General features: G+C 67.0%; 25 protein-coding genes. 7 read left to right on the top strand and 18 right to left on the bottom strand.

The genetic code is table 11. From position 1 onward, the window contains the following. Positions 1-47: 47 nt before the first annotated feature. From atpA to ACPEH8_RS06785, 6 genes are all read right to left on the bottom strand, one after another. Positions 48-1,595, bottom strand: coding sequence for a F0F1 ATP synthase subunit alpha (gene atpA / locus ACPEH8_RS06810; RefSeq protein ID WP_017354880.1), 1,548 nt, complete (start codon positions 1,593-1,595; stop codon positions 48-50). Between the two features lie 44 nt (positions 1,596-1,639). Next, a complete protein-coding gene (locus ACPEH8_RS06805; protein WP_017354881.1) occupies positions 1,640-2,167 on the bottom strand; it encodes a F0F1 ATP synthase subunit delta in 528 nt (175 codons plus the stop codon). Between the two features lie 3 nt (positions 2,168-2,170). Further along, positions 2,171-2,641 carry a F0F1 ATP synthase subunit B gene (locus ACPEH8_RS06800; RefSeq protein WP_017354882.1) on the bottom strand — a complete coding sequence of 157 codons (471 nt, stop codon included), beginning with the start codon at positions 2,639-2,641 and terminating at the stop codon, positions 2,171-2,173. Positions 2,642-2,752: 111 nt separating this feature from the next. Beyond that, positions 2,753-3,055 (bottom strand): F0F1 ATP synthase subunit C, encoded by a 303-nt coding sequence (gene atpE, locus ACPEH8_RS06795; RefSeq protein WP_017354883.1) that lies wholly within the window; start codon positions 3,053-3,055, stop codon positions 2,753-2,755. A 66-nt stretch (positions 3,056-3,121) separates the two neighbouring features. After that, positions 3,122-3,952, bottom strand: a complete 831-nt coding sequence (gene atpB / locus ACPEH8_RS06790; protein ID WP_017354884.1) for a F0F1 ATP synthase subunit A — start codon at positions 3,950-3,952, stop codon at positions 3,122-3,124. A 31-nt stretch (positions 3,953-3,983) separates the two neighbouring features. Continuing rightward, positions 3,984-4,352 carry a hypothetical protein gene (locus ACPEH8_RS06785; RefSeq protein ID WP_026070583.1) on the bottom strand — a complete coding sequence of 123 codons (369 nt, stop codon included), beginning with the start codon at positions 4,350-4,352 and terminating at the stop codon, positions 3,984-3,986. A gap of 540 nt (positions 4,353-4,892) precedes the next feature. Between ACPEH8_RS06785 and ACPEH8_RS06780 the strand changes: the two genes are divergently transcribed. Then, positions 4,893-5,702: a hypothetical protein gene (locus tag ACPEH8_RS06780; RefSeq protein WP_026070584.1), complete on the top strand. Its 810-nt coding sequence runs from the start codon at positions 4,893-4,895 to the stop codon at positions 5,700-5,702. 550 nt (positions 5,703-6,252) lie between these two features. Here the strand turns inward: ACPEH8_RS06780 and lpdA are convergent. The 4 genes from lpdA to ACPEH8_RS06760 all read right to left on the bottom strand — a co-directional run bounded on the left by lpdA (position 6,253) and on the right by ACPEH8_RS06760 (position 10,884). After that, positions 6,253-8,061, bottom strand: a complete 1,809-nt coding sequence (gene lpdA / locus ACPEH8_RS06775; RefSeq protein WP_287251493.1) for a dihydrolipoyl dehydrogenase — start codon at positions 8,059-8,061, stop codon at positions 6,253-6,255. A gap of 17 nt (positions 8,062-8,078) precedes the next feature. Further along, positions 8,079-8,705: a hypothetical protein gene (locus ACPEH8_RS06770; RefSeq protein ID WP_136005238.1), complete on the bottom strand. Its 627-nt coding sequence runs from the start codon at positions 8,703-8,705 to the stop codon at positions 8,079-8,081. A gap of 44 nt (positions 8,706-8,749) precedes the next feature. Then, the gene (gene aceF, locus ACPEH8_RS06765) at positions 8,750-10,150 is read right to left on the bottom strand and encodes a dihydrolipoyllysine-residue acetyltransferase (protein ID WP_423666363.1); all 1,401 of its coding nucleotides are present in this window, start codon (positions 10,148-10,150) and stop codon (positions 8,750-8,752) included. Positions 10,151-10,362: 212 nt separating this feature from the next. Then, complete coding sequence (locus tag ACPEH8_RS06760) at positions 10,363-10,884, bottom strand: DNA-deoxyinosine glycosylase (RefSeq protein WP_153164813.1); 522 nt, start codon at positions 10,882-10,884, stop codon at positions 10,363-10,365. 191 nt (positions 10,885-11,075) lie between these two features. Here ACPEH8_RS06760 and ACPEH8_RS06755 point away from each other — a divergent pair, with 191 nt between their 5' ends. The 3 genes from ACPEH8_RS06755 to glpK all read left to right on the top strand — a co-directional run bounded on the left by ACPEH8_RS06755 (position 11,076) and on the right by glpK (position 14,906). Then, complete coding sequence (locus tag ACPEH8_RS06755) at positions 11,076-11,711, top strand: OmpW/AlkL family protein (protein ID WP_423666361.1); 636 nt, start codon at positions 11,076-11,078, stop codon at positions 11,709-11,711. A gap of 145 nt (positions 11,712-11,856) precedes the next feature. Then, the gene (glpD, locus tag ACPEH8_RS06750) at positions 11,857-13,350 is read left to right on the top strand and encodes a glycerol-3-phosphate dehydrogenase (RefSeq protein ID WP_423666359.1); all 1,494 of its coding nucleotides are present in this window, start codon (positions 11,857-11,859) and stop codon (positions 13,348-13,350) included. Between the two features lie 47 nt (positions 13,351-13,397). Beyond that, entirely contained in the window at positions 13,398-14,906 is a 1,509-nt protein-coding gene (gene glpK, locus ACPEH8_RS06745) for a glycerol kinase GlpK (protein ID WP_017354788.1), read from the top strand. A 36-nt stretch (positions 14,907-14,942) separates the two neighbouring features. Here glpK and ACPEH8_RS06740 read toward each other — a convergent pair whose 3' ends face one another. Together ACPEH8_RS06740 and ACPEH8_RS06735 are read right to left on the bottom strand one after the other, a co-directional pair. Continuing rightward, a complete protein-coding gene (locus ACPEH8_RS06740) occupies positions 14,943-15,737 on the bottom strand; it encodes a MetQ/NlpA family ABC transporter substrate-binding protein (RefSeq protein WP_166473473.1) in 795 nt (264 codons plus the stop codon). A gap of 133 nt (positions 15,738-15,870) precedes the next feature. Then, positions 15,871-16,836 (bottom strand): helix-turn-helix transcriptional regulator, encoded by a 966-nt coding sequence (locus ACPEH8_RS06735; protein WP_017354790.1) that lies wholly within the window; start codon positions 16,834-16,836, stop codon positions 15,871-15,873. Between the two features lie 88 nt (positions 16,837-16,924). Here ACPEH8_RS06735 and ACPEH8_RS06730 point away from each other — a divergent pair, with 88 nt between their 5' ends. After that, positions 16,925-17,548, top strand: a complete 624-nt coding sequence (locus ACPEH8_RS06730) for a LolA family protein (protein WP_017354791.1) — start codon at positions 16,925-16,927, stop codon at positions 17,546-17,548. Positions 17,549-17,666: 118 nt separating this feature from the next. Further along, the gene (locus tag ACPEH8_RS06725) at positions 17,667-18,443 is read left to right on the top strand and encodes a DUF481 domain-containing protein (protein WP_017354792.1); all 777 of its coding nucleotides are present in this window, start codon (positions 17,667-17,669) and stop codon (positions 18,441-18,443) included. A 141-nt stretch (positions 18,444-18,584) separates the two neighbouring features. Here the strand turns inward: ACPEH8_RS06725 and hemC are convergent, their stop codons facing one another. The 6 genes from hemC to ACPEH8_RS06695 all read right to left on the bottom strand — a co-directional run bounded on the left by hemC (position 18,585) and on the right by ACPEH8_RS06695 (position 24,690). After that, on the bottom strand, positions 18,585-19,496 hold the full coding sequence (gene hemC / locus ACPEH8_RS06720; protein WP_287253198.1) for a hydroxymethylbilane synthase: 912 nt from the start codon (positions 19,494-19,496) through the stop codon (positions 18,585-18,587). 61 nt (positions 19,497-19,557) lie between these two features. Then, the gene (locus ACPEH8_RS06715) at positions 19,558-20,328 is read right to left on the bottom strand and encodes a LytR/AlgR family response regulator transcription factor (RefSeq protein ID WP_192813850.1); all 771 of its coding nucleotides are present in this window, start codon (positions 20,326-20,328) and stop codon (positions 19,558-19,560) included. Beyond that, the gene (locus ACPEH8_RS06710) at positions 20,297-21,343 is read right to left on the bottom strand and encodes a sensor histidine kinase (RefSeq protein WP_017354795.1); all 1,047 of its coding nucleotides are present in this window, start codon (positions 21,341-21,343) and stop codon (positions 20,297-20,299) included. Before ACPEH8_RS06710 ends, ACPEH8_RS06715 begins: the two co-directional genes overlap by 32 nt. 4 nt (positions 21,344-21,347) lie before the next feature. Then, the gene (locus ACPEH8_RS06705) at positions 21,348-22,022 is read right to left on the bottom strand and encodes an alpha/beta hydrolase (protein WP_017354796.1); all 675 of its coding nucleotides are present in this window, start codon (positions 22,020-22,022) and stop codon (positions 21,348-21,350) included. Between the two features lie 41 nt (positions 22,023-22,063). Continuing rightward, positions 22,064-23,971, bottom strand: coding sequence for a glucans biosynthesis glucosyltransferase MdoH (gene mdoH / locus ACPEH8_RS06700; protein ID WP_423666357.1), 1,908 nt, complete (start codon positions 23,969-23,971; stop codon positions 22,064-22,066). Positions 23,972-24,513: 542 nt separating this feature from the next. Further along, positions 24,514-24,690, bottom strand: coding sequence for a hypothetical protein (locus ACPEH8_RS06695; RefSeq protein ID WP_153164817.1), 177 nt, complete (start codon positions 24,688-24,690; stop codon positions 24,514-24,516). A gap of 192 nt (positions 24,691-24,882) precedes the next feature. On the opposite strand from ACPEH8_RS06695, the gene ACPEH8_RS06690 reads away from it, so the two are divergent. Continuing rightward, positions 24,883-25,272: a DUF2628 domain-containing protein gene (locus tag ACPEH8_RS06690; RefSeq protein ID WP_017354799.1), complete on the top strand. Its 390-nt coding sequence runs from the start codon at positions 24,883-24,885 to the stop codon at positions 25,270-25,272. The last annotated feature ends 85 nt before the right edge of the window (positions 25,273-25,357 follow it).

The following is a 25,357-nucleotide window of genomic DNA, read 5'->3' as shown; positions in this document are numbered from 1 at the left end:
GCTGCATTCAACGGTGAGGCGGGGCAGAGCCCCGCCGCACGTGCGTCTTACCAGCTGCCGGTGGTCTTGAACTCGGCGATGCCCTTCTTGAAGGCCGCTTCGATGTCATTGTCCCAACCGCCGGTGGCGTTGACCTTGCCGACCAGCTCGCCCTGGGTGTTGGCGAAGTGCGCATGCAGGCCTTCTTCGAACGCCAGCAGCTTGTTGACCGGCACGTCGTCGAGGTAACCCTCGTTGACGGCGTAGATCGACAGCGCCTGGTTGGCGATCGACATCGGGGCGTACTGCTTCTGCTTCATCAGCTCGGTGACGCGCTGACCGCGCTCCAGCTGCTTGCGGGTGGCTTCGTCCAGGTCCGAGGCGAACTGCGCGAAGGCTGCGAGCTCACGGTACTGGGCCAGCGAGATACGGATGCCGCCGGACAGCTTCTTGATGATCTTGGTCTGGGCCGCACCACCGACGCGCGACACCGAGATACCGGCGTTCACGGCCGGGCGGATGCCGGAGTTGAACAGATCGGTTTCCAGGAAGATCTGGCCGTCGGTGATCGAGATCACGTTGGTCGGCACGAACGCCGACACGTCACCCGCCTGGGTTTCAATGATCGGCAGCGCGGTCAGCGAGCCGGTCTTGCCCTTGACGGCACCGTTGGTGAACTTCTCCACGTACTCTTCGGAGACGCGGGCGGCGCGCTCGAGCAGGCGGGAGTGCAGGTAGAACACGTCGCCCGGGTAGGCTTCACGGCCCGGCGGACGCTTCAGCAGCAGCGAGATCTGGCGGTAGGCCACGGCCTGCTTGGACAGATCGTCGTACACGATCAGCGCATCTTCGCCGCGGTCCATGAAGTACTCACCCATGGTGCAGCCCGAGTAGGCGCTGATGTACTGCATGGCGGCCGATTCGGACGCGGTGGCGGCCACGACCACGGTGTGGGCCAGGGCGCCGTTCTCTTCCAGCTTGCGCACGATGTTGGCCACGGTCGAGGCCTTCTGGCCGATCGCGACGTACACGCACTTGATGCCGGTGTCCTTCTGGTTGATCACCGCATCGATGGCCAGGGCGGTCTTGCCGGTCTGGCGGTCACCGATGACCAGCTCGCGCTGGCCGCGGCCGATCGGAATCATCGAGTCGACGGACTTGTAACCGGTCTGCACCGGCTGGTCGACCGACTTGCGCCAGATCACGCCCGGGGCGACGCGTTCCACCGGTGCGGTGGCCTGCGCGGCGATCGGACCCTTGCCGTCGATCGGCTCACCGAGCGCGTTCACGACGCGGCCCAGCAGTTCCGGACCGACCGGCACTTCCAGGATGCGGCCGGTGGTCTTGGCGACATCGCCTTCGCGCAGATGCTCGTAGCCGCCCAGCACCACGGCGCCGACCGAGTCGCGCTCCAGGTTCAGGGCCAGGGCGAAGGTGTTGTTCGGCAGTTCGATCATTTCGCCCTGCATCACGTCGGCCAGACCGAAGATGCGCACGATGCCGTCGGACACGCTGGTCACGGTGCCTTCGTTGCGCGATTCCGCGGCCAGCTTGACCTTCTCGATGCGGTTCTTGATCAGTTCGCTGATTTCGGAGGGGTTGAGCGTGGTTGCCATCGTCAAGTCCTAGTGCCGGCGGTCACGCCGGACGTTAAATGAATTCAGTTAGCGAGCGCGGTCTGCAGGCGCGACAGCTTGCCCTTGAGCGAGCCATCGATCACCACGTCGCCGGCATCGATCACGGCACCACCGATCAGCGACGCATCGACGGCGGTCGACACCTCCACTTCGCGGCCGAAGCGCTTGCGCAGCGCGGCCTTGATGGCGTCCAGTTCCGATGCGGACAGTTCAGTGGCGGACGTCACCGTGGCCTTGACCACGTGTTCCGCTTCGGCGCGCAGCTGGTCGTACATGCCGGCGATTTCCGGCAGCAGCGGCAGGCGATGCGCCTCGGCCAGGATGGCGAGGAAGCGACCGAAGGTCTCGCCGGCCGATTCCGGCGCCAGCAACGCGACGGCGTCGTCGCGCTCCAGCTCCGGGTTCGACAGCAGGGCCGCCACGCGCGGGTCGGCAGCTACGTGGGCGGAGAACGCAAGCGCGTCCGACCACGGCGCGAACGTGCCTTCGTCGCGCGCGGTCGCGAACGCGGCGCGGGCATACGGGCGTGCAAGCGTGAGGGCCTGGCTCATCGATCAGATCTCCGATGCCAGCTCGTCGAGCAGCGCCTTGTGGGCGTTGGCGTCGATTTCGCGCTTGAGCAGCTTTTCGGCACCGCTCACGGCCAGCGCGGACACCTGCTTGCGCAGATCTTCACGGGCACGGTTGGCGGCAGCTTCGATCTCGGCGTGGGCCAGTTCTTTCTGGCGGTTGGCTTCGACGATGGCTTCGTTCTTGGCAGCATCAACGATCTGGTTGGCGCGGGCATGGGCCTGATCGATGATCTCGTTGGCCTTGGTGCGCGCATCCTTCAGGGCATCGTTGACCTTTTCCTGCGCCTGGGCCAGATCTTTCTGACTGCGGTCGGCAGCGGCGAGGCCTTCAGCGATCTTCTGCTGACGCTCTTCGATGGCGTTCATCAACGGCGGCCAGATCTTGGTCGCGATGATCCAGATCAGACCGGCAAACGCCAGTCCCTGGGCAACGAGGGTAAAACCGATATCCATGGGGTTCGCTCAATCGGGGGTGACGGGGTGGATGGGCCGCCTGGGCGGCGCATCCGATCCTTCATCCGCGATCAGGCGCACAAGGCGCCTGATCGTTTCGCTGTTGCTGGATTAACCAGCAACCTGCGGCAGGCGTGCAACGAACTCGCCGATCATCGGGTTGGCGAAGGCCAGCAGCAGGCCGACGGCGACCGAGATGATGAACGCGGCGTCGATCAGGCCGGCGGTGATGAACATGCGGACCTGCAGAACCGGAATCAGTTCCGGCTGACGGGCAGCCGATTCCAGGAACTTACCGGCCATGATGGCCAGACCGAGACCGGCACCCAGCGCGGCCAGGCCGATCATGATGCCGACGGCGAGGACGGTGGAGCTCTGGACTTGGGCGAGGTTGGTCAGGACGGCGAAGTACATGGTTTTCTCCTGGAACTTTGAATAGCTAAGGGTTTAGAAACAAACGGATGAAGGGTGAAGCGGAACTCAGTGAGCGTCTTCCGACAGGCTCAGGTACACGATGGACAACATCATGAAGATGAACGCCTGCAGCGGAATCACCAGCAGGTGGAACAGCATCCAGCCCAGGCCGAATGCACCGCCCGCGATGGCACCGGCGATACCGGCACCGCCCAGCACCCAGATCAGCAGGAAGACGATCTCGCCGCCGAACATGTTGCCGAACAGTCGCATCGCCAGCGAAATCGGCTTGCTCAGCCACTCGACGATGTTGAGGATCAGGTTGAACGGCAGCATCCACTTGCCGAACGGCGCGGTCAGGAATTCCTTGGTGAAGCCGCCCAGACCCTTGGAGCGCAGGCCGAAGAACAGCATCAGGAAGAACACGCTGATCGACATGCCGAGGGTGGCATTGACGTCGGCGGTCGGGACCGGCTTCCAGAAGGCGTAATCATGCGGATGGGCAGCGCCCATCTGGCCTGCCGCCCACTCGGTGAAGGCGTTCATCGGGAAACCGATGAAGTCGGCCGGGATCATCTTGATGAGGTTCATCAGGAGGATCCAGAAGAAGATCGTGATCGCGATCGGGGTCACCAGCTTGCTGGTGCCGTGGTAGGTGTCCTTGGCCTGGCGGTCAACGAACTCCAGGCAGATCTCGACGAACGCCTGCCACTTGCCCGGAACGCCGGCGGTCGCCTTGCGCGTGGCCAGCCAGAAGCCGAACACCATGACCAGGCCCATCAGGAGCGAGGTGGCGAGAGTATCCAGATGCAACGCCCACGGGCTGTCACGCATCACCACAAGATTCTGCAGGTGATGTTGGATGTAGGAGGTGGGAGTTAGCGCCTCGCCTGCCATGTGTCCGGAACCTTGAGTTAAATAAATTGGATCAGCGCCTGGCCAGAGCCAGGACCTGGAACATCAACCCGACGGCGATACCGGCCAACAGCGCCAATGCAGGCAGCTTGAAGACCAGGAACCCCACCATCAGGACGCCGAATACGAGCACCCACTTTGCCACGACTGCCAGGATCAGGCGGGTCATCGCCGAGCCTGCCGCCTGCACGCCGCCACCCAGCGCCATCCGCGCCGCCACCCAACCGGCCGCCGAGACCGCCACGCCGGAGACCAGCGCCCCCAGGGCTGCCTTCGGGCCACCCCACAGAAGCAGGGCCAGAGCCAGGACAGCCACTGCAGCGAGCGGGTAAACCGCTGCGCGCAGCATCAGTCGCCGACCCGCGTCAACGGAGTTCAGCACGTGAATGTCCTGCATGGTTGTGAGTAGGAAAGGCCGAGGCCGCAAGCAACCGCCTCGTCGAGCCGCCAAATTATAGCAATGGGACAATTTGAGAGACAACCGGTCCCTGTTCATCCCGGATGTGAGCAACCCGTTGGACGCGCCCAGAGGCCTGTTCCACCGACGGTCCAATCCCGTCAGGACAGGGGTGGACGATGACGCGATGCAGCATATTGAACTTTGGTCGCACCTCACGGTCTGATCGATCAGCCTGCTCCTGAATCCTCGTCGGCGTCCCGCGAGCAGGCCAGTACCGGGTGACCCCGAAGCCCTCTCGGGGTCACCCTTTTTTTTGCGGCGGTGGCGCCCCTTGTCCTGCCCTGACCCGCGCCATAACGCCATCGGACCACGGTACCGGCCACCGCGCCGGACCGGGGGTCATTCCGCGCGCATGAACGGTACACACAGCGTCCACCATACGTTCACGAATGGTGGACGCCGGTCTGGGCAGAGTGATGTCACATCAATGAATCACTGCAAGGACACACACCGATGCGCCTGATGCTTTCCCTCCTCGCCCTGCCACTGGCCGTGGCTGCGATCACCCATGCAGAGACCGCCAGTGCCGCCGAGGGCGACGACCGCTTCGCGCTGCGCCTGGGCGCGATGAACATCGATTCGGACAACACGCTCCGCGGCAGTACCACGGTGGCGGGCCAGGACGTGGGCTTCGATGAGGACTTCAAGCTTGGCGGCAAGGAATGGGAACCGCGCGTGGACGGGATGTTCCGCATCAGCGACCGCCAGCGCCTGCTGTTCAACTACTTCAAGTACGACAAGGATCGCCGCGAAACGCTGGATGACGGCATCAGCTTCGGCGGCGTCAATGTCCCGGCAGGCAGCTTCGTCAAGGGCGAGCTGAAGTATCAGGTGGCCAGCCTGGTGTACGACTATTCGGTCGTGGACACCGACACGTTCGACCTGGGCCTGCAGATCGGTGCCGAATACGCCAAGGTCAGCACCAAGGCCTACGCCGACGTTGGCGATCTGTACCAGGGCCGCTTCCTGGATGAGAAGACCGACGGCGTGGCCCCGGTGGTCGGCGCACGCCTGAGCTTCACCCCGTCGGAAAAGTGGATGATCACCTTCCAGGGCCAGTACCTGAACACCGACTGGGGCAACTTCGACGACTACAAGGGCGACCTGAGCCGCGCCAATGCCATCGTCGATTACCGCCTCACCCAGAACTTCGGCCTCTTCGCCGGCTACGACTGGTTCAAGCTCGACGCCGACAAGAAGGGCAGCGACGGCACCATCGGCCTGAAGCAGGAATTCAAGGGCCCGGTGGCCGGTATCAGCGTCACCTTCTGACCTGCAACAACGGCTCTCCAAACGCGGCAACAGGGCGCCCTGTTGTCGCGTTTTCGTTTGGGCGCGGCAAAAGCGCGCGACGTCAAAGGCACGGCGCCCACGGCGTACGGGGGGAGTGCACCGGGCAGCCCATGCCAGGACACGCCGTAAACCCGTCCGTGGGGGCTCGATGGCGGCATCCATGCCGCCAACGGTCCTGGCATGGGCCGCCCGGTGCCCTCTGCACAGATGGCGGAGGGCGGACAGAAGGGCGGTCGACCGCCACGCCGTAACACCCTGAAGCACGTGTTGGATGGCGTTGGCCGCGTCGCGACCCACCCTGAAATGCGCGCCGGGCAGCCCATGCTGGGGCCGTTGGGCGGCATGGATGCCGCCCACGAGCCCCCAGTAATAGGTTCACGGCGTGCCCCGGCATGGGCTGCCCGGCGCGCGTCCACGTGACAACGGAGGCGCCACGCAGTTGAAGTTGACGTTGCTGTTGAACAGAAAAACCCGGCTTTCGCCGGGTTTTTCCATTGAACACGCATCACCACCAACAGATGGCGGGCGCTTACTTCTTCTTGGGCATGTACAGATCGGTGATCGTGCCGTCGTAGATTTCCGCGGCCATCGCCACCGATTCGCTCAGCGTCGGATGCGCGTGGATGGTGTGGCCGATGTCTTCGGCCTCCGCACCCATCTCGATCGCCAGACCGATTTCGGCCAGCAGGTCACCGGCGTGCACACCGACGATCGCGCCGCCGATGATGCGGTGGGTCTCTTCGTCGAAGATCAGCTTGGTGAAGCCTTCGGTACGGCCGATGCCGATCGCGCGGCCGCTGGCGGCCCACGGGAACTTGGCCACGCCGACCTTCAACCCCTTGGCCTTCGCCTCGGTCTCGGTCACGCCGACCCACGCGATTTCCGGATTGGTGTAGGCCACCGACGGAATCACCCGCGCCACCCACTCCTTCTTCTCGCCTGCGGCCACTTCCGCCGCCAGTTTGCCTTCGTGCGTGGCCTTGTGGGCCAGCATCGGGTTGCCCACGATGTCGCCGATGGCGAAGATGTGCGGCACGTTGGTGCGCATCTGACGGTCGGCGGGAATGAAACCGCGCTCGGTCACCTGCACGCCGGCCTTCTCGGCATCGATCTTCTTTCCGTTCGGGGAGCGGCCCACCGCCACCAGCACGCGGTCGAAGGTGGTGGCCTCCAGGCCCGGCTTTTCGCCTTCCACGGCGGCCTCGAAGGACACGGTGATGCCGGCCTTGTCCGCCTTGACGTCGGTCGCCTTGGTCTTCAGGTGCACCATGATGCCCTGCTTCTTCAGGCGGTCGGCCAGCGGCTTGACCAGGTCCTTGTCGGCGCCCGGCATCAGCTGGTCCATGAACTCGACCACGGTCACTTCGCTGCCCAGCGCACCGTATACGGTGGCCATTTCCAGGCCGATGATGCCGCCACCGACCACCAGCAGCTTGCCCGGCACCTCGGCCAGTTCCAGCGCATCGGTGGAGTCCATGACGCGCTTGTCGTCCCACGGGAAGTTCGGCAGCTTCACTGCCTGCGAGCCGGCGGCGATGATGCACTGCTCGAAGCGCAGCAGCTGGGTCTTGCCGTCGTCGCCGACGATCTCCAGCTCATTGGCCGACACGAACTTCGCCAGGCCCTGCACCGTGCGCACCTTGCGCTGCTTGGCCATGCCCGCCAGGCCCTTGGTCAGCTGCGTGACCACTTTTTCCTTGTAGCCGCGCAGCTTGTCCAGGGTGATGGTCGGCTTGCCGAATTCAACGCCGAAATCACCGGCATGGGCAACTTCATCGATCACTGCGGCCGCATGCAGCAGCGCCTTGGAGGGAATGCAGCCCACGTTGAGGCAGACGCCACCGAGGCTGGCGTAACGCTCGACCAGCACGGTGTCCACACCCAGGTCGGCCGAACGGAAGGCTGCGGTGTAACCGCCCGGGCCTGCGCCCAGCACCACCATCCTGCATTCGATGTCGGCCGGCTTGCCCGAGGACAGCGCCGGCTGCGGCGCGGCCGGTTCGGCCGGGGCGCGGTGCGAGGGGGTCACCGGCGGCTTGCTGGCCGGTGCAGCCGGGGCGGGTGCCGCAGCGGCAGCCGGGGCAGCCGGGGCAGCCGCGCCTTCGGCCTCCAGCACGACCACCACGTCGCCTTCGGACAGCGAGTCACCCAGCTTGACCTTGATTTCCTTGACCACGCCAGCGGCCGAGGACGGCACTTCCAGCGTGGCCTTGTCCGATTCCAGCGTGACCAGGCCCTGGTCCTTCTTCACTGTGTCGCCCACCGCGACCAGCAGTTCGATTACCGGCACATCGCTGTAATCGCCGATGTCGGGAACCTTGATTTCAATAGCGGCCATTCGTGTTCTCCTGGTGCTCAGCCGGCGTTGCCGCCGAGCAGTTGCTGCAGTTCGTCGAGCGACTCGTCCAGATCCTGCCAGCGACGGTCGAGCTTCTTTTCCTTGGTGTCGCTGGCTTCGATCAGCAGCGCCACCTGTTTCATGATCACTTTGCCGGCGCCGCACTCCGGCCGCGTGCCGCTGTAACGTTCGCCATCGACCATGAAGGACAGCACTTCGCCATCCAGCACGGGCGCCTTGCGGTCGGCGGGGACGCCGGCGTCGAGCGCGGCCTTCCAGCTGCGCATCAGGCGCTGCGCCAGCGCCGCCGGGATCCGCACCTGGTACTGGTCCGGCTCCTGGTCCACGCGCAGCTCCAGGCCCCCCTGGCGCGCACTGTTGTTCCAGTTGTACACGCGCTTGTCGGCGCGGCTGAAGCGCAGGGTCCATTCCTGCTCATCGGTGCCGGGCAGCAGCGCCACGCCAGTCTCGACACCGCTCTTGGGCAGGGTCACCAGCGACAGCGCGGGCTGCGCCTTGCCATCGAACAGGGTTTCCACCGCCTGGCCGTAGTTGCCTACGGCCGGCGGCCAGCCACGACCGAGGTCGATGCTGCAGCCGGCAGCGCCTGCCTGTGCCGCCGGCAGGAGTGCCAGCAGCGCCATCGCATGGAGCCGGACTCTGCCCGGCTGCGATGCCAGGCCTTGCCTCACAGCAGCACGCGCCGCATGTCGGCCAGCACCTGCGACAGGTAGGTGGTGAAGCGTGCCGCCAGCGCACCGTCGATGACGCGGTGGTCATAGCTCAGCGACAGCGGCAGCATCAGCTTCGGCGCGAATTCCTTGCCGTTCCAGACCGGCTGGATCGACGACTTGGACACGCCCAGGATGGCCACTTCCGGCGCATTGACGATCGGGGTGAACGCCGTGCCGCCGATACCGCCCAGCGAGCTGATCGAGAAGCAGCCACCGCTCATGTCGGCCGGGCCCAGCTTGCCGTCGCGAGCCTTCTTGGCCAGTTCGCCGGATTCCTGCGCGATCTGCACCACACCCTTCTTGTCCACATCGCGGATCACCGGCACCACCAACCCGCTCGGGGTGTCGGCGGCGAAACCGATGTTGAAGTACTTCTTCAGGGTCAGATTCTCGCCGCTGGCATCCAGCGAGGCGTTGAACTCGGGGAACTTCTTCAGTGCCGCGGCGCTGGCCTTGACCAGGAAGGCGAGCATGGTCAGCTTGATGCCGGCCTTCTCGTTTTCCTTGTTCAGCGCCACGCGCAGGGCTTCCAGCTCGGTGATGTCGGCCTGCTCGAACTGGGTGACGTGCGGAATCATCGCCCAGTTGCGCGCCAGGTTGGCGCCGGAAATCTTCTTGATGCGCGACAGCGGCTGGACCTCGACCTCACCAAACTTGGCAAAGTCGACCTTCGGCCAGGGCAGCAGGTTCAGCCCGCCGCCGGCGGCAACGGTGCCGCCGGCCGCCGGCACGCCGCCGGTCAGCGCGGACTTGACGAACTTCTGCACGTCGCCCTTGGTGATGCGGCCACCCTTCTCGGTACCGGTCAGCTGGTTCAGATCGACGCCCAGCTCACGGGCGAACACGCGCACCGCCGGGGAGGCGTACGGGACCTTCTGCGGCAGCACGCTGTCGGCGCTGAACTGCACCGGCGGGCTGCTCGGGGCGCCGGCCGACGGCGCGGCGGCGGCCGGGGCGGGCTGGGTCGGCTTGGACGCGGCCTGCTCGATCTCGCGCGCGGCCAGCTTGTCCGGCTGCGCCGGGGCGGCGACCGGCTCGACCTTGGTCGCGGTCTCGGCAGCGACCGGTGCGGCAGCGGCAGCAGCAGCGGCCGGCTTGGCCTCGGCCTCGCCTTCGGCCACTTCGATCAGGGCCACGACCTTGCCCTCGGAGAGGTTGTCGCCGACCTTGACCTTGATTTCCTTGACCACGCCAGCCACCGAGGACGGCACTTCCATCGTGGCCTTGTCCGACTCCAGCGTCACCAGACCCTGGTCCTTCTTGACGGTATCACCAACGGCGACAAGCACCTCGATTACCGGGATATCGCTGTAGTCACCGATATCGGGGACAAGTGCTTCCTTGATTTCGGCCATGGGGATAACTCCGGCAATCTGGTGTAGGGAATCCTCTATTGTGGGGGCAGGAGGCGCTAGCGCCAACCTGCTTGTGCCAATTTCAATGCCCCTGTCCCGGGACAGGCTGTTTCAGCGCGCGTTACATGCACGGCCGCCGCCCGTGGCCGCGTGACCAGTCGGTGCCGTATTGTCCGCCTTGTCCCCCGCGTCCCTGCCGGCAGAGGCCGCCCTCAACCGGTCAACGCCGCGGCCAACGGCGCCCACGCCACCTGCAGGCGCGGCAGCGGCCAGGCCGCGTTGGCCGGGCTGGTCGACGGCAGCGACCACACCGGCAATGCCTGCGCCCGCGCCGACAGCGACGGGGCGATATGCCGCAGGAACGCACGGTGCGCCGTGCCACCGTTGCAGCAGATCGCGCGCAGGGCCGGCAGCGTGTCAATCAGGTCCGGCAGTGCATTGGCCTCTTCACTGCCGCGCACGATCGACGCATCCAGGCTGCCGGCGCGCTCGCAGCGGCCGATCACGTCCCACACGCCCACGCCTGCGGCCAGCAGCGCCTCCATGCGCGCGGCGTAGGGCAGCGTCGCATCGACATCGCACAACGCCGCCATCAGCGGCCAGAACCGGTTGCGCGGATGCGCGTAGTACTGCGCCGCCTGCAACGAGGCGATGCCGGGCATGGAACCGAGCACCAGCACGCGCGCATGCGCATCGACCTGCGCAGGAAGCCCTTGGCACTGCATGGTGTTCATCACTCCACGTCCAACTGCATGAATGTCCAGCGTCGCATGATCACCCGTCTGCGCAGCGGTTCCGCGCTGTTCGCTGAACGGAACAAACCAATTTTTAACGCGCGTCGGATGCGATTCATGTTTCGGGGACTACGTTTGGCCCACCCCGGAACAAGGGGTCCAGAACAAAAAAACACCGAGGAGATTCCCCCATGCGCTCCATCCGCACCCTGACCCTGGCAACCCTGACCGCGCTGGCCTTCGCACCGGCCGCATTCGCGCAGGACACCACCACCACTGACACCGCTTCGGGCAAGCATTTTGCCGTGGTCGGCGGCGTCTCGCTGCTGCAGCCGAAGAACGACCCGCTCGACGGCGTGCGCAAGGTGGATGGCGGCCCGGCCCCCACGCTGAGCTTCAGCTACTACATCAACGACAACTGGGCCGTGGAACTGTGGGGCGCCGCCGACAAGTTCGACCACCGCGTGCGCGGTACCGATGGCGCGCGTCTGGGCACCGTCGAGCAGCAGCCGATCGCGCTGAGCGGCCAGTATCACTTCGGCCAGGCCGACAACGTGTTCCGTCCGTTCGTGGGCGTGGGCTACTACGAGTCCAATTTCAGCAATGAGAAGCTGGCCAGCGATGTCGGCCACATCGGCCTGGAAACCGCCAAGGGCGCCATCGGCACCGTCGGCGTGGACATGAACATCAACAGCACCTGGTTTGCCCGCGCCGATGCCCGCTACATGCATTCGCGTCCGGAACTGACCGTCAACGGCAACGGCACCGGCGACAAGGCCAAGCTGGACCCGTGGACCGTGGGCTTCGGCATCGGCGCCCGCTTCTAAGCGCCACCCCGCATCCAGGTACGTTCGCGACGGGCCCCTCAACGGGGCCCGTTGTCGTTTCCGGACCGTGCACTTTCATCGGGTCTTGTCCGCGCGTGATCGACACTGCCGGCACGGACCCATCCGGGTCCACCCCGGGGAAGCGATGAGCGATACCTTCGACGTACTGGTGGTGGGCGGCGGCATCAACGGCGCCGGTATCGCCCGCGATGCCGCCGGGCGCGGGCTGTCGGTCTGCCTGTGCGAGCAGGACGATCTCGCCGCGCATACCTCCAGCGCCAGTACCAAGCTCGTCCACGGCGGCCTGCGCTACCTGCGCAACGGCGAGTTCGCCCTGGTGCGCAAGGCGCTCAACGAACGCGAAACCGTCCGCCGGCTGGCGCCGCATCTGGTCCGCCCCACCACGTTCGTGCTGCCGCATGCCTCGCTGCTGCGACCGGCCTGGGTGCTGCGCGCCGGCTTATGGCTCTACGACCACCTTGGCCAGGCCAACGCCCATTTCCCGACGTCGCGACGCCTGCGGCTGGCCACCGATCCGGCCGGCGCAGCGCTGCAGCCGCAGTACCGTACCGGTTTCAGCTACGCCGATGCGCGCGTGGACGATGCGCGATTGGTGGTCCTCAATGCGGTGGATGCGCACGAACGCGGCGCCCGGATCCGGGTACGCACGCGTTGCGAGCAGCTGATCCGCCACCGTGACCACTGGTGGGCAGTGCTGCGCGACGCCAACGGCGATGTGCAGCGCGTGCGCACGCAGTGCGTGGTCAATGCCGCCGGGCCGTGGGCAGGCCAGCTGCTGGAGCGTGCCGGCCTGGATGCACCGATCGGCCTGCGCCTGGTGCAGGGCAGCCACCTGGTCGTGCCACGCCTGTTCGCGCACGACAGCGCCTATGTGTTCCAGCAACCGGATCAGCGCATCGTGTTCGCCATCCCGTACGAGGACGACTTCACGCTGATCGGCACCACCGACACCGACTACGACGACGACCCCGCCCAGGTGCGTCCACGCGATGACGAACAGGCCTATCTGCTGGCGGCGGTCAACCGTTACCTGCGCGTCCCGGTGCGGGACGCGGACATCGTGTGGCGCTTCAGCGGGGTGCGCCCGCTGCTGGCGGACCATCACCGCGATGCGTCCAAGGTGACCCGCGACTATCGGCTGGACCTGGATACCAGCGGAGCGCCGCTGCTCAGCGTCCTGGGCGGCAAGCTCACCACCTATCGCGCCCTGGCCGAGGAAGCGCTGGACCGGCTCGGCCCCCACCTGCCCCACGCCGGGCCGGCGTGGACCGCACACGGCGCGGTCTTGCCCGGCGGCGATGGCGGTGATGGCGCGGCGGTCGCCGCATGCCTGCAGCAGTCCCATCCGCAGCTGCCGGCGGCCCTGCTGCAGCGTCTGGCCAGCAGTTATGGCACCCGCGCCACACGCCTGCTGGGCGGTGCGCAGTCGCTGGATGCGCTGGGCCACGACCACGGCGGCGGGCTGTATCAGCGCGAGCTGGACTATCTGGTCGCGCACGAGTGGGCGCGGACCGCCGATGATGTGTTGTGGCGACGCACGCACCTCGGGCTCCGCATGCAGCCAGCCCAGTGCGAGGCATTGGCCGCGCACCTGCAGGCCCGCGCGGCGATGGCGTAGGCTGGGCGGGTCGCTGCGACATGCGCAGGGTTGCCAGGGAGTCAGTGATGGACAAGCAGTACGTGCTCGCGATCGACCAGGGCACCACCAGTTCGCGCGCGATCCTGTTCGACCGCGACGGCCGCATGGCCGGGAGCGCCCAACGCGAGTTCACCCAGCTGTTCCCCGAACCGGGCTGGGTGGAGCACGATCCACGCGAGATCCTCACCAGCGTCTACACCACGATCACCGAGCTGTTGAACCGCCAGCAGGTCGAGCCGCGCCACATCGCCGCCATCGGCATCACCAACCAGCGCGAAACCACCGTGGTGTGGGACAAGGCCACCGGGCAACCGATCCACAATGCGGTCGTGTGGCAGTCGCGGCAGAGCCACCCGCTGTGCGAACGACTCAAAGCCGACGGCCATGAGCCGTTGATCCGGCAGCGCACCGGTCTGGTGATCGACGCGTACTTCTCGGCCACCAAGATCCGCTGGATCCTCGACCATGTTCCCGGTGCGCAGGCGCGGGCCGAGCGCGGCGAACTGCTGTTCGGCACCATCGACACCTGGCTGGTCTGGAACCTCAGCGGCGGTCAGGCGCATGTCACTGATCCGAGCAATGCCGCACGCACCCTGCTGTTCGATATCCACGCGCGGCGCTGGGATGATGCACTGCTGGCGCTGTTCAACATTCCACGCGCGATGCTGCCCGAGGTCCGCAGCTCCAGCGAGGTCTACGCGACCACGCGGTCGCAGTTCTTCTTCGATCAGCACATTCCCATTGCCGGCATCGCCGGCGACCAGCAGGCCGCGCTGTTCGGCCAGGCATGCTTCGAGCCGGGCATGGCCAAGAACACCTATGGCACCGGCTGTTTCATGCTGATGAACACCGGCGACAAGGCCGTGGAATCGCACAATGGCCTGCTGACCACGTTGGCCTGGGGCATCGACGGCCGGGTGGAGTACGCCCTGGAAGGCTCGATCTTCGTCGCCGGGTCGGTGGTGCAGTGGCTGCGCGACGGATTGCGCATGTTCGGCAAGTCCAGCGACTGCCAGGCGTATGCAGAGCGCGCCGAGGACAACGGCGGCGTGTACCTGGTGCCGGCCTTTGTCGGGCTGGGCGCGCCGTACTGGCGCAGCGATGTGCGCGGGGCGATGTTCGGGCTGACCCGTGGCACCACCAAGGAACATTTCATCCGCGCGGCGGTGGAGTCGATGGCCTACCAGACCCGCGACGTGCTGGCCGCGATGCAGGCCGATGCCGGCATCGAGCTGAAGGAGCTGCGCGCCGACGGCGGTGCGATCGCCAACGACTTCATGGCGCAGTTCCAGAGCGACCTGCTTGGCGTGCCGGTGCTTCGCCCGCAGGTGGCCGAAACCACCGCGCTGGGCGCGGCCTATCTGGCCGGGCTGGCGACCGGCTTCTGGACCAGCCGCGCGCAGATCGCCGAACAATGGGCCGTGGACCGCCGTTTCCAACCGCAGATGGCGGCGGCGCGCCGCGAGGCGCTGTATGCCGGCTGGCAGCAGGCCGTGGAAGCGACGATGGGCTTCCGGGTCACATCACCGGCGTAATGCCGGCCGCCGGCCGGCATTGCGCCCCCATCGCCATCAGAACGCCGGCAGCACCGCGCCCTTGTATTTCTCGGCGATGAAGGCCTTCACGTCGGGGCTGGTCAGCGCCTTGGCCAGCTGCTGCACGCGGGCATCGTCCTTGTTGTCCGGGCGCGCGACCAGGAAGTTCACGTACGGCGAATCCCGGCTCTCGATCGCCAGCGCGTCCTCGGTCGGATTGAGCCCGGCATCCAGCGCGTAATTGGTGTTGATCAGGGCCAGATCGACCTGGTCGAGCACGCGCGGCAGCATCGCCGAATCCAGCTCGCGGAACTTGAGCTGCTTGGGGTTGGCGATGATGTCACGCTGGGTGGCCAGCGCATTGGTCGGGTCCTTGAGGGTGATCAGGCCTGCCTTGTGCAGCAGGATCAGCGCGCGGCTGTTGTTGCTCGGGTCATTGGGAATCACCACGTCCGCACCGGTGGGCACCTCATCGAGCGTCTTGAAGCGGCGCGAGTAGGCGCCGAACGGCTCGATGTGCACGCCGATCACTTTGACCAGATCGGTCTTGCGGTCGCGGTTGTAGGCATCCAGATACGGCTCGGTCTGGAAGTAGTTGACGTCCACCTGCTTCTGCACGAGCTGGTCGTTGGGCTGCACGTAATCGTTGAACACGCGCACGTCCAGTTCCAGCCCTTCCTTGGCCAGGATCGGCTTGACCTGGGCCAGGATCTCGGCATGCGGAACGGCCGTGGCGGCGACCACCAGCTTCTTCGTGTCGTTGCCGGACTTACCGCAGGCGGCCAGGGCCAGCGACGCGGCCAGCAGCGGGAGCAACAGGTACTTTTTCATGGGGGGACAATCCGGGGGGGCTGCGACAGCCTTCAACGATACCGCAGGCACCGCCCCCCCGGGTACCGGGGCCACATGACGGTGGGGCATGAGCGGCGGCCGCAGCAGGCGGGTGCGGCGACCGCAGGCGTTGCTACTCGTAGTTGCTCAGCGCCAGCGCCAGCAGCGCCTTGGCCTGTTCGCGCAGCACGGTCGGCTCGATGATCTCGGCATCCGACCCGTAGTGGAGCACGTCCATCAGCAGCTCGCGGGAAACGCTGTACGGCACCTTCAGTTCATAGCGGCCGTCCGGCAGGAACCGACCCTGCTGCCTGGAATGCCAGTGTTCGTCGGCCACCCAGCGCGCCGCCTTGGCGCTGAACACGATGGTGGCCCAGCCCTTGGGCGCGCCGGAAAAGATGCCGTAGCTCGCGCCGAGCTGTTCGTCCAGCTCGCTGTCGTCCACGTCGCGGGCCACGGTGTCGACCACCCGCGCCTTGTAGATGCGGTCCACCGCAAAACTGCGCAGTCCCTCGCGCCCGTGGTCCCAGGCATCCAGGTACCAGTTGTCGCGATAGTGGGTCATGCGCTGCGGGGAGACGGTGCGCTTGGTGGCCTCGTCAGTGGAGCGGGCACGGTACTCGAACGCCAGCTGCTTGCGCTCCAGCACCGCCGACGCCACCGCACGGAAGCTGGCCTCGTCGAATTTACGGCCGCGGTGCGGAATCACCCGCACCCGGTCCACCGGCCAGGTCGAGACCCCGGCCTGGGCAGCCAGCAGGCCTTCGATGCGTTGCTGCAGCGGCGCAAGCACGGAGGACAACACGCCACCGCCAGTACGCGCCAACAAGTGCTGGGAGGCCAGCAGCGCGTGCAGCTCCTCCGAGCTGAGCCACAGCCCCGGCAGCTCGAAGCGGTCGCTTTCATCGGCCTGGTAGCGGAAGCCGGCCTCGCCGTCGCCCTCCACCGGGGCCATCAGCGCGTCGCGCAGGAAGGCCAGGTCGCGATACACCGTGGCGCGGGAACACGCCAGTTTCTCCTGCAGCGTCGCCACCGTCACCGGGTAGCGGGCGGACTTGAGCAGGCGATGCAGGGCATTGATGCGTTCATATCGGTCCATGAGCCGATTATGTCCGAGTCGCCGTCGTTGTGGCGGCATCGGCGGCATCTTCGGCTATCGTGGTGCCCCCTGCCCGGCCGTCCCCGCCATGTCCTCGCCCCTCGTGCGCCTGTTCCCCGCCGCCCTGCTCGTCATGCTGCTGGGGGCATGCGAGCGCAGCGCCGAGCCGGCCACCCCGGGCCCATCACTGGCCGCGACGGTGCCGGCCGCCGATCCGGCCGGTGAGGTGCTTGCCGCCAGCCGCCGGTTCGGCCAGCTGCGCAGCTTCCAGGCCCACATGCAGATGCAGGGGCCGCGTCCGCTCGAGGCGCGGATGGACTTCGTCGCACCGGACCGTTACCGGCTGACCACCGGGGAGGGCGCGCAGACCATCATTGGCGACACCTTCTTCCTGCAGCGCGATGGCGAGGTCCGCCAGGTTCCGGTGCCGCCGGGGCTGCTGGCACAGTGGCGCAATCCGCTGCCGCCCGATCTGGCACCGGCGCAACTGCAGGTGGAAGCGCTGGGCAGCGACCGCATCGACGGTCAGGTCGCGCGCAGGTTCCGCGTCCGCCATGCCACCGCGGCGCCGGACGGCATGCTGTACTGGATCAACGCGCAGGGGCTGCCCGTGCGCATCCGTCGGCAGGGACAGACCCAGGGACAGGCCTTCGACATCACGGTGTCGTACGCGCGCTTCGACGATCCGACGCTGCGCGTCGATCTACCCTGAACAGGCGGAAAGGCCGAACGTCTGCTAAAGCCGGGGCACAGGCGCGGATGTCGCGCTGAACGCTTCAAGTATCATCACCGGCCTGTCCCTCCCCCCTGTCCGATCCGGAGAACCGTTGATGTCCCTGCGCGTCTCGTTGCTTGTTCCCCTGCTGCTCTGCGCCCCGGTGGCCTGGGCGGAAGACGTTTCCGAGCTGGCCGCGATGACCTCGCCCTGGAGCGGCAGCGGCGGCGAACTGGGCTTTGCCTCGGCCCGCGGCAACAGCAACACCGAGAGCGCCAACGGTCGCCTGCGCCTGCGTTACACCGATGACGACTGGGTGCACAGCATGGACCTGTTCGGCCTGCGCTCGCGCTCGGAGTACACCGAAACCAACGATGACGGCAGCACCGTGCGCCGCCGCAACACCACCGCGAACCGCTATACCGGCAGCGCCGGCAGCGCGCTGCAGCTGGGCGAACACCGCCAGCTCACCGCCACTGTGCGTTACGAGCGCGACGATTTCGCCACCTACGACCGCCAGAGCTCGTTCGGTCTCGGTTACGGTACCCGCGTGGTGGACAGCGACCGCTTCTACATCGACGCGCAGATCGGCCCCGGTGTGCGCCGCACGCACAATACCGAGGACGATGAGACCCGCACCGGCCTGATCGGCCGCGGCCTGTTCGACGTCAAGTACACGCTGACCCCCAATACCGACCTGGTCAACACGCTGCTGGTCGAATCGGGCTCGTACAACACCTTCGGCCAGAACGATTTCGGCGTGTCGGTCAGCATGAACGAGCACCTGGCGTTGAAAGCCGGCTGGCAGGCCCGTTACAACAGCGACGTCGCCGAAGACAAGCGCAAGACCGACACGTTGACCACCATGAACGTGGTCTACAAGTTCAAGTAAGGGTACGCGCCGTCGCATTCGCGCTGACGCTCCACGGTTCGCTGCGCGAATCGTGGGCCACTTCCCCCCCGGACCCCCACGGCTTCGCGGCCACCCCCTGAGTCAGGGGGCTCCACACCGGAGGAGTGGTCGGCCTGCACCTCAGACGGCGAGCAATTCGCCGGCGCCGCCGTCGAGCAGCCCCTGCGCCACTGCTTTTCCCAAGGCATCCGGGTCCGCTCCGGGCCCCCGCGCCTCGGCGCGGATCAGGCGGCCGTCGGCCACGCCGCCGACCAGCCCCTGCAGGAACAGGTCTTCTCCCTCCCACTGCGCGAAGCCGGCCACCGGCACATGGCAGCTGCCGTGCAGCGCACGGTTCATCGCGCGCTCGGCCTCCACGCAGGCGCGGGTGCGGGCATCATCCAGTGCGGCGAACAGCGCCATCACCTGCGCATCCTCGCCATTGCATTCCACCGTGACCGCGCCCTGCGCCGGGGCCGGCAGCCATGCCGGCGCGGCCAGCCGGGACACGATCCGCTCGCCCAGGCCCAACCGCTCCAGCCCGGCCACGGCCAGCACGATCGCGTCGTAACCGCCGTTGTCGAGCTTGGCCAGCCGGGTATTGACGTTGCCGCGCAGGTCCAGCAGCTCCAGGTCCGGACGCAGCGCGCGCAGCTGCGCCTGGCGGCGCAGCGAGGAGGTCCCCACGCGCGCGCCGATCGGCAGCGCATCGAGCGAGGCGTACAGATTGGAAATGAAGCCGTCGGCCGGATCGTGGCGGGTCAGCATCGCCGGCAGCGCGAACGGTGCGTCCAGCTCCATCGGTACGTCCTTGAGCGAATGCACCGCGCAGTCGGCCTCACCGCGCAGCATCGCCAGTTCCAGCTCCTTGAGGAACAGGCCCTTGCCGCCGATGGCGGCCAGCGAGCGGTCGAGCACCTCGTCGCCACGCGTGCTCATCGGCACCAGCACCACGTCCAGGCCAGGATGCGCCTGGCGCAGGCGATCGGCGACATGTTCGCTCTGCCACAGGGCAAGCGGGCTCTTTCGGGTGGCGATGCGCAGGGTCTTCATGCCGCCATTATGTCAAAGCCGGCCACGCGTACCGACCCACGGCCGGTACGCCGCTGCTCCCTCACAGGTGCTTGAGGTCCTGCTTGATGCTGGCCACGCAGCGCCGGCTCACCTCCAGCGGCTGCTTGCCGTGGCGAAGCACGGCCTGCACCTGGCCGGCGCTGTTGCGCCGCAGCTCCATCAGTTCGTGCCGGGCAACCAGGCAGTTGCGGTGGATGCGCACGAACCGCGTGGTGAACTCCTCCTCCAGCGACTTCAGCGACTCCTCGATCAGGTCCTCGCCGCGTGCGTGGTGGACCACCACGTACTTTTCCTCGGCCTGCAGGTAGTGAATGTCGTCGATCGGGATCAGCCGCAGGCTGCCGCGCAGGCGCGCGCACAGCAGGGTGCGTGCCTGCTGGCTGGCGGCAACGGGTTGGCCACCGCGGCCCGCCAGGAAGGTCCGCGCGCGCTCCAGCGCGGCGGCCAGCCGCTCGGGACGCACCGGCTTCATCAGGTAATCAATGGCGGCCGCCTCGAACGCGGACAACGCGTGCGCGTCGTAGGCGGTGCAAAAGACTACCGCCGGACGCGGATCGAAGGTGGCCAGGTGACGGGCGGCCTCCAGCCCGTCCAGGCCCGGCATGGCGATGTCCAGCAGCACCAGGTCCGGTTGCAGATCGGCGCAGGCGTGCAGCGCCTGTTCGCCGTTCTCCGCCTCAGCCACGACCTCGACCCCGGCCTGGTCGGCCAGCAGTGACCGCAGCCGATCGCGGGCCAGCGGTTCGTCGTCGGCGATGACCACTTTCAAGACAGCATCCTCATGGAATCGGGACCGTGATGTCGCAAGCATAGTAGCCGTCGCTCCATCCTCCCGTCATCCGCGCGCCCGGCCCGAAACGCCAGGCCAGGCGGTGCGCGATGCTGCGCTGGGCGTGGCCGGCACCGTGCGCCAGCGGCAGGCTGCGCGCGCTGGGATCGGGAGCCGGGTTGTGCACGCGGATGTGCAACTGCTGGTCCTTTACGCCCAGCCCGATGACGATCGTGCCCCCCGCCGGCAGCCGCGAGATGCCGTGCAGCACCGCGTTCTCCACCAGAGGCTGCAGCACCAGGCGCGGCATCGGCAGGTCCCACGGCAGCGGTTCCTCGCGCTGCCATTGCACCTGCAGGCGCTCGCCAAGGCGCAGCGATTCAATCGAGAGATAGCGCTCGGCCAGCTCGCATTCCTCGCGCAGGGTGGCATCGCCCTCGCCCGCCCCAAGCGCGGCCCGGAACAGATCGGACAGATCCAGCACCGCGCGTTCGGCCACCGCCGGATCGCGGCGCAGCAGGCCGGCGATGAGGTTCATGCTGTTGAAGAGAAAGTGCGGACGGATCCGCGCCTGCAACGCATCGGCCTGCGCGCGTGCGTTGGCCATCACCTGCGCGCTCCAGCGGTCGCTGACATAGAAATAGCGCAGGGCCAGCGCCACCATCAGCGCGGTGATCGCCGCGCTGCCCAGGGTGAAGCGCCAGAAGCCGACGCCGCTGGCAAAACTGCTTCCGCCCAGCGCGCTGTAAAGCCCATGCACGATGCCGGCGCAGGCACTGGCGATCACCGCAGTCATCGCCACCGCCAGCAGCGTGCCGGGTAACTCGGGAAGCCGCGACAACTGCTGCCGGGCGCTGCACAGGCAGACCGTGGTGGCCAACGCCAGCCACAGGGCAAAGCCACTGGCGCTGAGAAAGTCCGACACCAACCATTGCCGGCTGCCATCCGGCGCCAGGGCCACCACCAGCACCACCAGCTCGGCCAGCCCCAGCATCGCCGCCAGCCGCGGCAGGCGGCACAGGTCGGGCAGCCACGGCAGCTGGCGCGGGTCGCTCATCGGCTCAAGCGGCCTGGAACCGCGCGTCCAGCCAATCGCCCAGCGCCTGCAGCTCGTCGCCACAGACCTGGTGGGCCATCGGATAGGAATGCCATTCCAGCGGGAAGCCCAGCGCGGTGAGCGTCTGTGCGGTATGCGCGGCGATGGGCTGCGGAATGACCGGGTCCTGCGCGCCGTGCGCCATGAACACCGGGGGCCGGATGCCGTCCGGCGCACGCTGCGCGGCGGCCGTCTCCGGATCCGGCAGGTAGGTCGACAGCGCGATCAGGCCGGCCAGCGGGCGGGTCCGGCGCAAGGCGGCGCTGAGGATGATGGCGCCGCCCTGCGAGAAGCCGGCCAGCAGGATCCGTTCGGCCGGAATGCCGCGGGCGATTTCGTCCTCGATCAGGCCGTCCAGCGCCAGCACCGAGGCGTCCACGCCGGCGGCGTCGGCACGCGAGCGGAAGTCCATGCTGACGATGTCGTACCAGGCGCGCATCGGCACGCCGTTGTTGATCGTGATCGGCTGCACCGGTGCATGCGGAAACACGAAGCGGATCGCCGGCCAGTGCGGACGCAGCAGTTCGGGGACGATCGGAGCGAAATCATGGCCGTCAGCGCCCAGTCCATGCAGCCACAGCACCGCCCACTGCGGGTCGGTGCCGGTTTCGTTGATGACGGTTTCCAAGCGGTGCTGCATGCGGTGACTCCAGAACAGGGGCGCCGCATTATGCGCACAACTCACTGCGGCGCAGCGTTCTCCAGCGCGGCCCGACGCAGTTGCGCGGCGCGCACCAGCACCGGCGGCGGGGCCAGTTCCTCGGGAATGTCCATCAGGCCCCAGCGGTGCAGCAGGTCGCCGGCGCGGCGCCCGGAGGTCAGGGCCACTACCGGCACGGCCAGCACCATGCCGACCACCACCGGCGCCATCCATGCCGCCAGTGACGGCGACACCGCGTAGGCGAGCGCGCCCATGAACAGCCCGAAAACGCTCAGGCCACCGTAGCCGCGGATCAGCGCCGGCCAGGAGATCCCACCGTCGTCACGCTGCTGTGCATCCCAGCCCGAGTCCTTGCCGGCCAGTACTTCGGCCACGCCACGCGACTGCACGTACATCACCACCGGTGCCATCAGCGCGGCCAGCACGGTTTCCAGCAGCATCGAGATCAGCGCACGGAAGGCACCGCCGCATCCGCGCCGCTCCACCGGGTCCAGCAGCATGGCCAGGTACCCCAGCACCTTGGGCGACAGCAGCACGACCATCGTGAGGGCGAACATGCGCACCACTTTTTCTTCGTCCTGGTGCCGCCAGTACTGGCCGGGCGACAGATGCAGCAGCGCATTGAAATCGATGCCGCCCTGGAACAGCGGGATCGCGATGCCGATCAGCATCAGCATCGCCCACATCGGCGCGGTGAAATAGTGGCCGATGCCGATCATCATGTGCATGCGGCTGACCCAGTGCAGGCCCTTGGAGCCGACCACCTTGGCGTGCTGCAGGTTGCCCTGGCACCAGCGACGGTCGCGCACGAGCATGTCGGTCAGCGTGGGCGGGCCTTCCTCGTAGCTGCCCTTGAGGTAGGGCACCATGTGGGTGGCCCAGCCGCCACGGCGCATCAGCGCGGCCTCGACGAAATCGTGGCTGAGCACGTGCCCGCCGAACGGCTGGCGTCCCGGCAGCGGCGGCAGGCCGGCGTTCTCGGCAAAGGCCTCGGTGCGGATGATCGCGTTGTGGCCCCAGTAGTTGCTTTCCGCACCATGCCACCAGGCCACGCCGCGCCCGATCACCGGCCCGTACACGCGCCCGCCGAACTGCTGCATGCGTGCGAACAGCGTGCGCCCGCCGATCACCGCCGGCAGTGTCTGGATCAGGCCGACGTCCGGATTGTGTTCCATGCCGGCCACCAGGCGCACGATGGTGTCGCCGGTCATCAGGCTGTCGGCATCCAGGATCAGCATCTGCGGGTAGCCGCCACCGAAGCGGCGCACCCAGTCGGCGATGTTGCCGGCCTTGCGTCCGCTGTTGTCGCCGCGGCGACGGTAGAACAGCCGTTCGTGCCCCTGCACGGCATCGCGCAGTGCTTCAAACGCCTGTTCTTCGGCCGCACCGATGTCGTCGCGGCGGGTGTCGCTGAGCACGTAGAAATCGAACTGCGCCAGTTGCCCGGTCGCGGCAACCGACTCGTAGATCGCCTGCAGGCCAGCCAGCAGGCGGCGCGGATCTTCGTTGTAGGTGGGCATCAGCAGCGCGGTGCGGGTATGCACCTGCGGCAGCGGCTCATCCGGATCGATGCCCAGCTTGTAGCCGCGATCGAACACGGCGGTCAGAAAGCCGGCGACGGCCCCGGCAAAGGACAGCGCGATCCAGGCGAACAGGGCCACGAACAGGCACAGCAGACAGGCCTCCAGCACGCTGACGCCGTTCACCGCGAGCACCTTCCACATCATGGTGGTGGCGGCGATGGTCATCGCTGCGGTGCCGCCGAGGATGTAGAAGCGGCGCAGCGCCATCAACCGCGGCGCGGTACGCTGGCGCGGCACCTGCAGGCGCCCTTCGCGGAACGACTGTTCGGGCATGGCCATCGGCGTTTCGACCGGCAGCACTGCCCGCCCGGCGTCCACAACGGCGTTGAGGGTCTGCGTGGTCATGCGCGGCGTCCCGTGGTGGGGCGTGCCAAGCCGGGCGAACCCGGTACCAGGTGGATCATCCCGATCCCGGCGCGCCCAGCGGCACGATTGCGTCCTGCCTGCGTGGACCGGCAACCGGTACGCAGCTGATGTCTGTCACTACCGGAACCCACGAACTCTCCAACAGGCTTGAGGCGAAAAATGCGGCTCAGTCTATGGGGCCAAATGTAAGCCGGGTGCGAAGGCCAATCCCCGTGATTTCTCCCCATTCAGCCAACCGGCCCCGACACCGGGGTGGCTGATCGCGACATGAGGTCGCAGCCCTTGTGCCACGGGGTTTTTCCCATTCATCTTGTAAACGGGCGTCATTAGCATCACCCGAACGGTCGATGACCATCGCAGCGCCATCCACCGGGGCCGTGTCGTTCCGTGCGCAGCCCGCGCGCGCCTCGTCTGCCCCGGCCAAGCGCGGGACCGGGCGCCGTGGCATGTCCAAGCGCTTCCTGACGGCCACGCCCGACGTGCGCTGTCCCGATCGGGCAGCGCGTGGGCAGCGGGGGGTATCAGCGCAGCTCGGGCTCGGGCGTGACCAGCGCGGCAGCGGCGATCGCCAGCGCGCGCGAGGCGGCCTGGGTCAACTGCTGCTGGGCCAGCAACTGCTGGGCCTGGGTCGCGACCGGGCACGGTGCGATCGGGCGATTGGCGGGGCCCGCGCCGTGGCGCGAGGAAGTACTCGACATGGTCTCCGTGTCCTGTGTCCTGCGGTCGTTCCCAACGGCATCCGCCGTGGGGAGTGCGCACCCTATCTGAAAATTCACCGCAATGTGTGACGGCCCGGTTGCGCCGGTTTTTCGACACGTCCGCGTCGATACACTGGCGTACTGGCATATACGAAAGCTATGATGAAATCGTTTACAAACTAGAAAATGGATATGGACTCCTTCAACACCTCGCAGTACAGCCCCAAGTGGCAGTTCCGTTTCAACTTCTTCGAGAAGCATGGCGCGCCCAACGCCCCGGGCTTCAAGGAAGCCCTGCAGAAGCTGCCGTTCGGCGAAAAAGTGAAGGTCAACTTCAACTTCTTCGCCCTGTTCTTCACCTGGATCTACCTGTTCATCCTCGGCCTGTGGCGCAAGGCGATCGTGGTCCTCGCCGTGACCGTGGCGCTGTATGTGGTGGCGATGATCCTGCCGGGCTTCATCGGCCGTACGTTGCTGGTGGTGTGGTCGCTGCTGGTCGCGATCACGACCAACTACGCGTATTACCTGGATCGCGTGAAGGGCAACACCAGCTGGAACCCCTTTGAAGGTCTGCGCTGGTAATCGGCGCCCTGCACTCCCCTTCGGGCCCGGTCATCGACCGGGCTTTTTTTTTGCGGCTCACCTCCCGCATCGCGGCCCGGCGCGC

This window comes from Stenotrophomonas sp. NPDC077461 (genome assembly GCF_049545475.1).
Lineage (GTDB): Bacteria > Pseudomonadota > Gammaproteobacteria > Xanthomonadales > Xanthomonadaceae > Stenotrophomonas > Stenotrophomonas nematodicola.
Note: the sequence above shows the minus strand (reverse complement) of the source record. Positions and strands in the feature narration are given on the sequence as shown.

Excerpts from the sequence above, each read along its gene's own strand:
- atpE (WP_017354883.1), bottom strand. The coding sequence starts at position 3,055 with ATGTACTTCGCCGTCCTGACCAACCTCGCCCAAGTCCAGAGCTCCACC.
- ACPEH8_RS06800 (WP_017354882.1), bottom strand. The coding sequence starts at position 2,641 with ATGGATATCGGTTTTACCCTCGTTGCCCAGGGACTGGCGTTTGCCGGT.
- atpA (WP_017354880.1), bottom strand. The coding sequence starts at position 1,595 with ATGGCAACCACGCTCAACCCCTCCGAAATCAGCGAACTGATCAAGAAC.
- glpK (WP_017354788.1), top strand. The coding sequence starts at position 13,398 with ATGGACAAGCAGTACGTGCTCGCGATCGACCAGGGCACCACCAGTTCG.
- aceF (WP_423666363.1), bottom strand. The coding sequence starts at position 10,150 with ATGGCCGAAATCAAGGAAGCACTTGTCCCCGATATCGGTGACTACAGC.
- ACPEH8_RS06725 (WP_017354792.1), top strand. The coding sequence starts at position 17,667 with ATGTCCCTGCGCGTCTCGTTGCTTGTTCCCCTGCTGCTCTGCGCCCCG.
- ACPEH8_RS06695 (WP_153164817.1), bottom strand. The coding sequence starts at position 24,690 with ATGTCGAGTACTTCCTCGCGCCACGGCGCGGGCCCCGCCAATCGCCCG.
- ACPEH8_RS06730 (WP_017354791.1), top strand. The coding sequence starts at position 16,925 with ATGTCCTCGCCCCTCGTGCGCCTGTTCCCCGCCGCCCTGCTCGTCATG.
- ACPEH8_RS06755 (WP_423666361.1), top strand. The coding sequence starts at position 11,076 with ATGCGCTCCATCCGCACCCTGACCCTGGCAACCCTGACCGCGCTGGCC.
- lpdA (WP_287251493.1), bottom strand. The coding sequence starts at position 8,061 with ATGGCCGCTATTGAAATCAAGGTTCCCGACATCGGCGATTACAGCGAT.
- atpB (WP_017354884.1), bottom strand. The coding sequence starts at position 3,952 with ATGGCAGGCGAGGCGCTAACTCCCACCTCCTACATCCAACATCACCTG.
- glpD (WP_423666359.1), top strand. The coding sequence starts at position 11,857 with ATGAGCGATACCTTCGACGTACTGGTGGTGGGCGGCGGCATCAACGGC.
- ACPEH8_RS06770 (WP_136005238.1), bottom strand. The coding sequence starts at position 8,705 with ATGGCGCTGCTGGCACTCCTGCCGGCGGCACAGGCAGGCGCTGCCGGC.
- mdoH (WP_423666357.1), bottom strand. The coding sequence starts at position 23,971 with ATGACCACGCAGACCCTCAACGCCGTTGTGGACGCCGGGCGGGCAGTG.
- ACPEH8_RS06690 (WP_017354799.1), top strand. The coding sequence starts at position 24,883 with ATGGACTCCTTCAACACCTCGCAGTACAGCCCCAAGTGGCAGTTCCGT.
- ACPEH8_RS06760 (WP_153164813.1), bottom strand. The coding sequence starts at position 10,884 with ATGAACACCATGCAGTGCCAAGGGCTTCCTGCGCAGGTCGATGCGCAT.
- ACPEH8_RS06740 (WP_166473473.1), bottom strand. The coding sequence starts at position 15,737 with ATGAAAAAGTACCTGTTGCTCCCGCTGCTGGCCGCGTCGCTGGCCCTG.
- ACPEH8_RS06705 (WP_017354796.1), bottom strand. The coding sequence starts at position 22,022 with ATGCAGCACCGCTTGGAAACCGTCATCAACGAAACCGGCACCGACCCG.
- ACPEH8_RS06735 (WP_017354790.1), bottom strand. The coding sequence starts at position 16,836 with ATGGACCGATATGAACGCATCAATGCCCTGCATCGCCTGCTCAAGTCC.
- hemC (WP_287253198.1), bottom strand. The coding sequence starts at position 19,496 with ATGAAGACCCTGCGCATCGCCACCCGAAAGAGCCCGCTTGCCCTGTGG.
- ACPEH8_RS06710 (WP_017354795.1), bottom strand. The coding sequence starts at position 21,343 with ATGAGCGACCCGCGCCAGCTGCCGTGGCTGCCCGACCTGTGCCGCCTG.
- ACPEH8_RS06805 (WP_017354881.1), bottom strand. The coding sequence starts at position 2,167 with ATGAGCCAGGCCCTCACGCTTGCACGCCCGTATGCCCGCGCCGCGTTC.
- ACPEH8_RS06715 (WP_192813850.1), bottom strand. The coding sequence starts at position 20,328 with ATGCTTGCGACATCACGGTCCCGATTCCATGAGGATGCTGTCTTGAAA.
- ACPEH8_RS06780 (WP_026070584.1), top strand. The coding sequence starts at position 4,893 with ATGCTTTCCCTCCTCGCCCTGCCACTGGCCGTGGCTGCGATCACCCAT.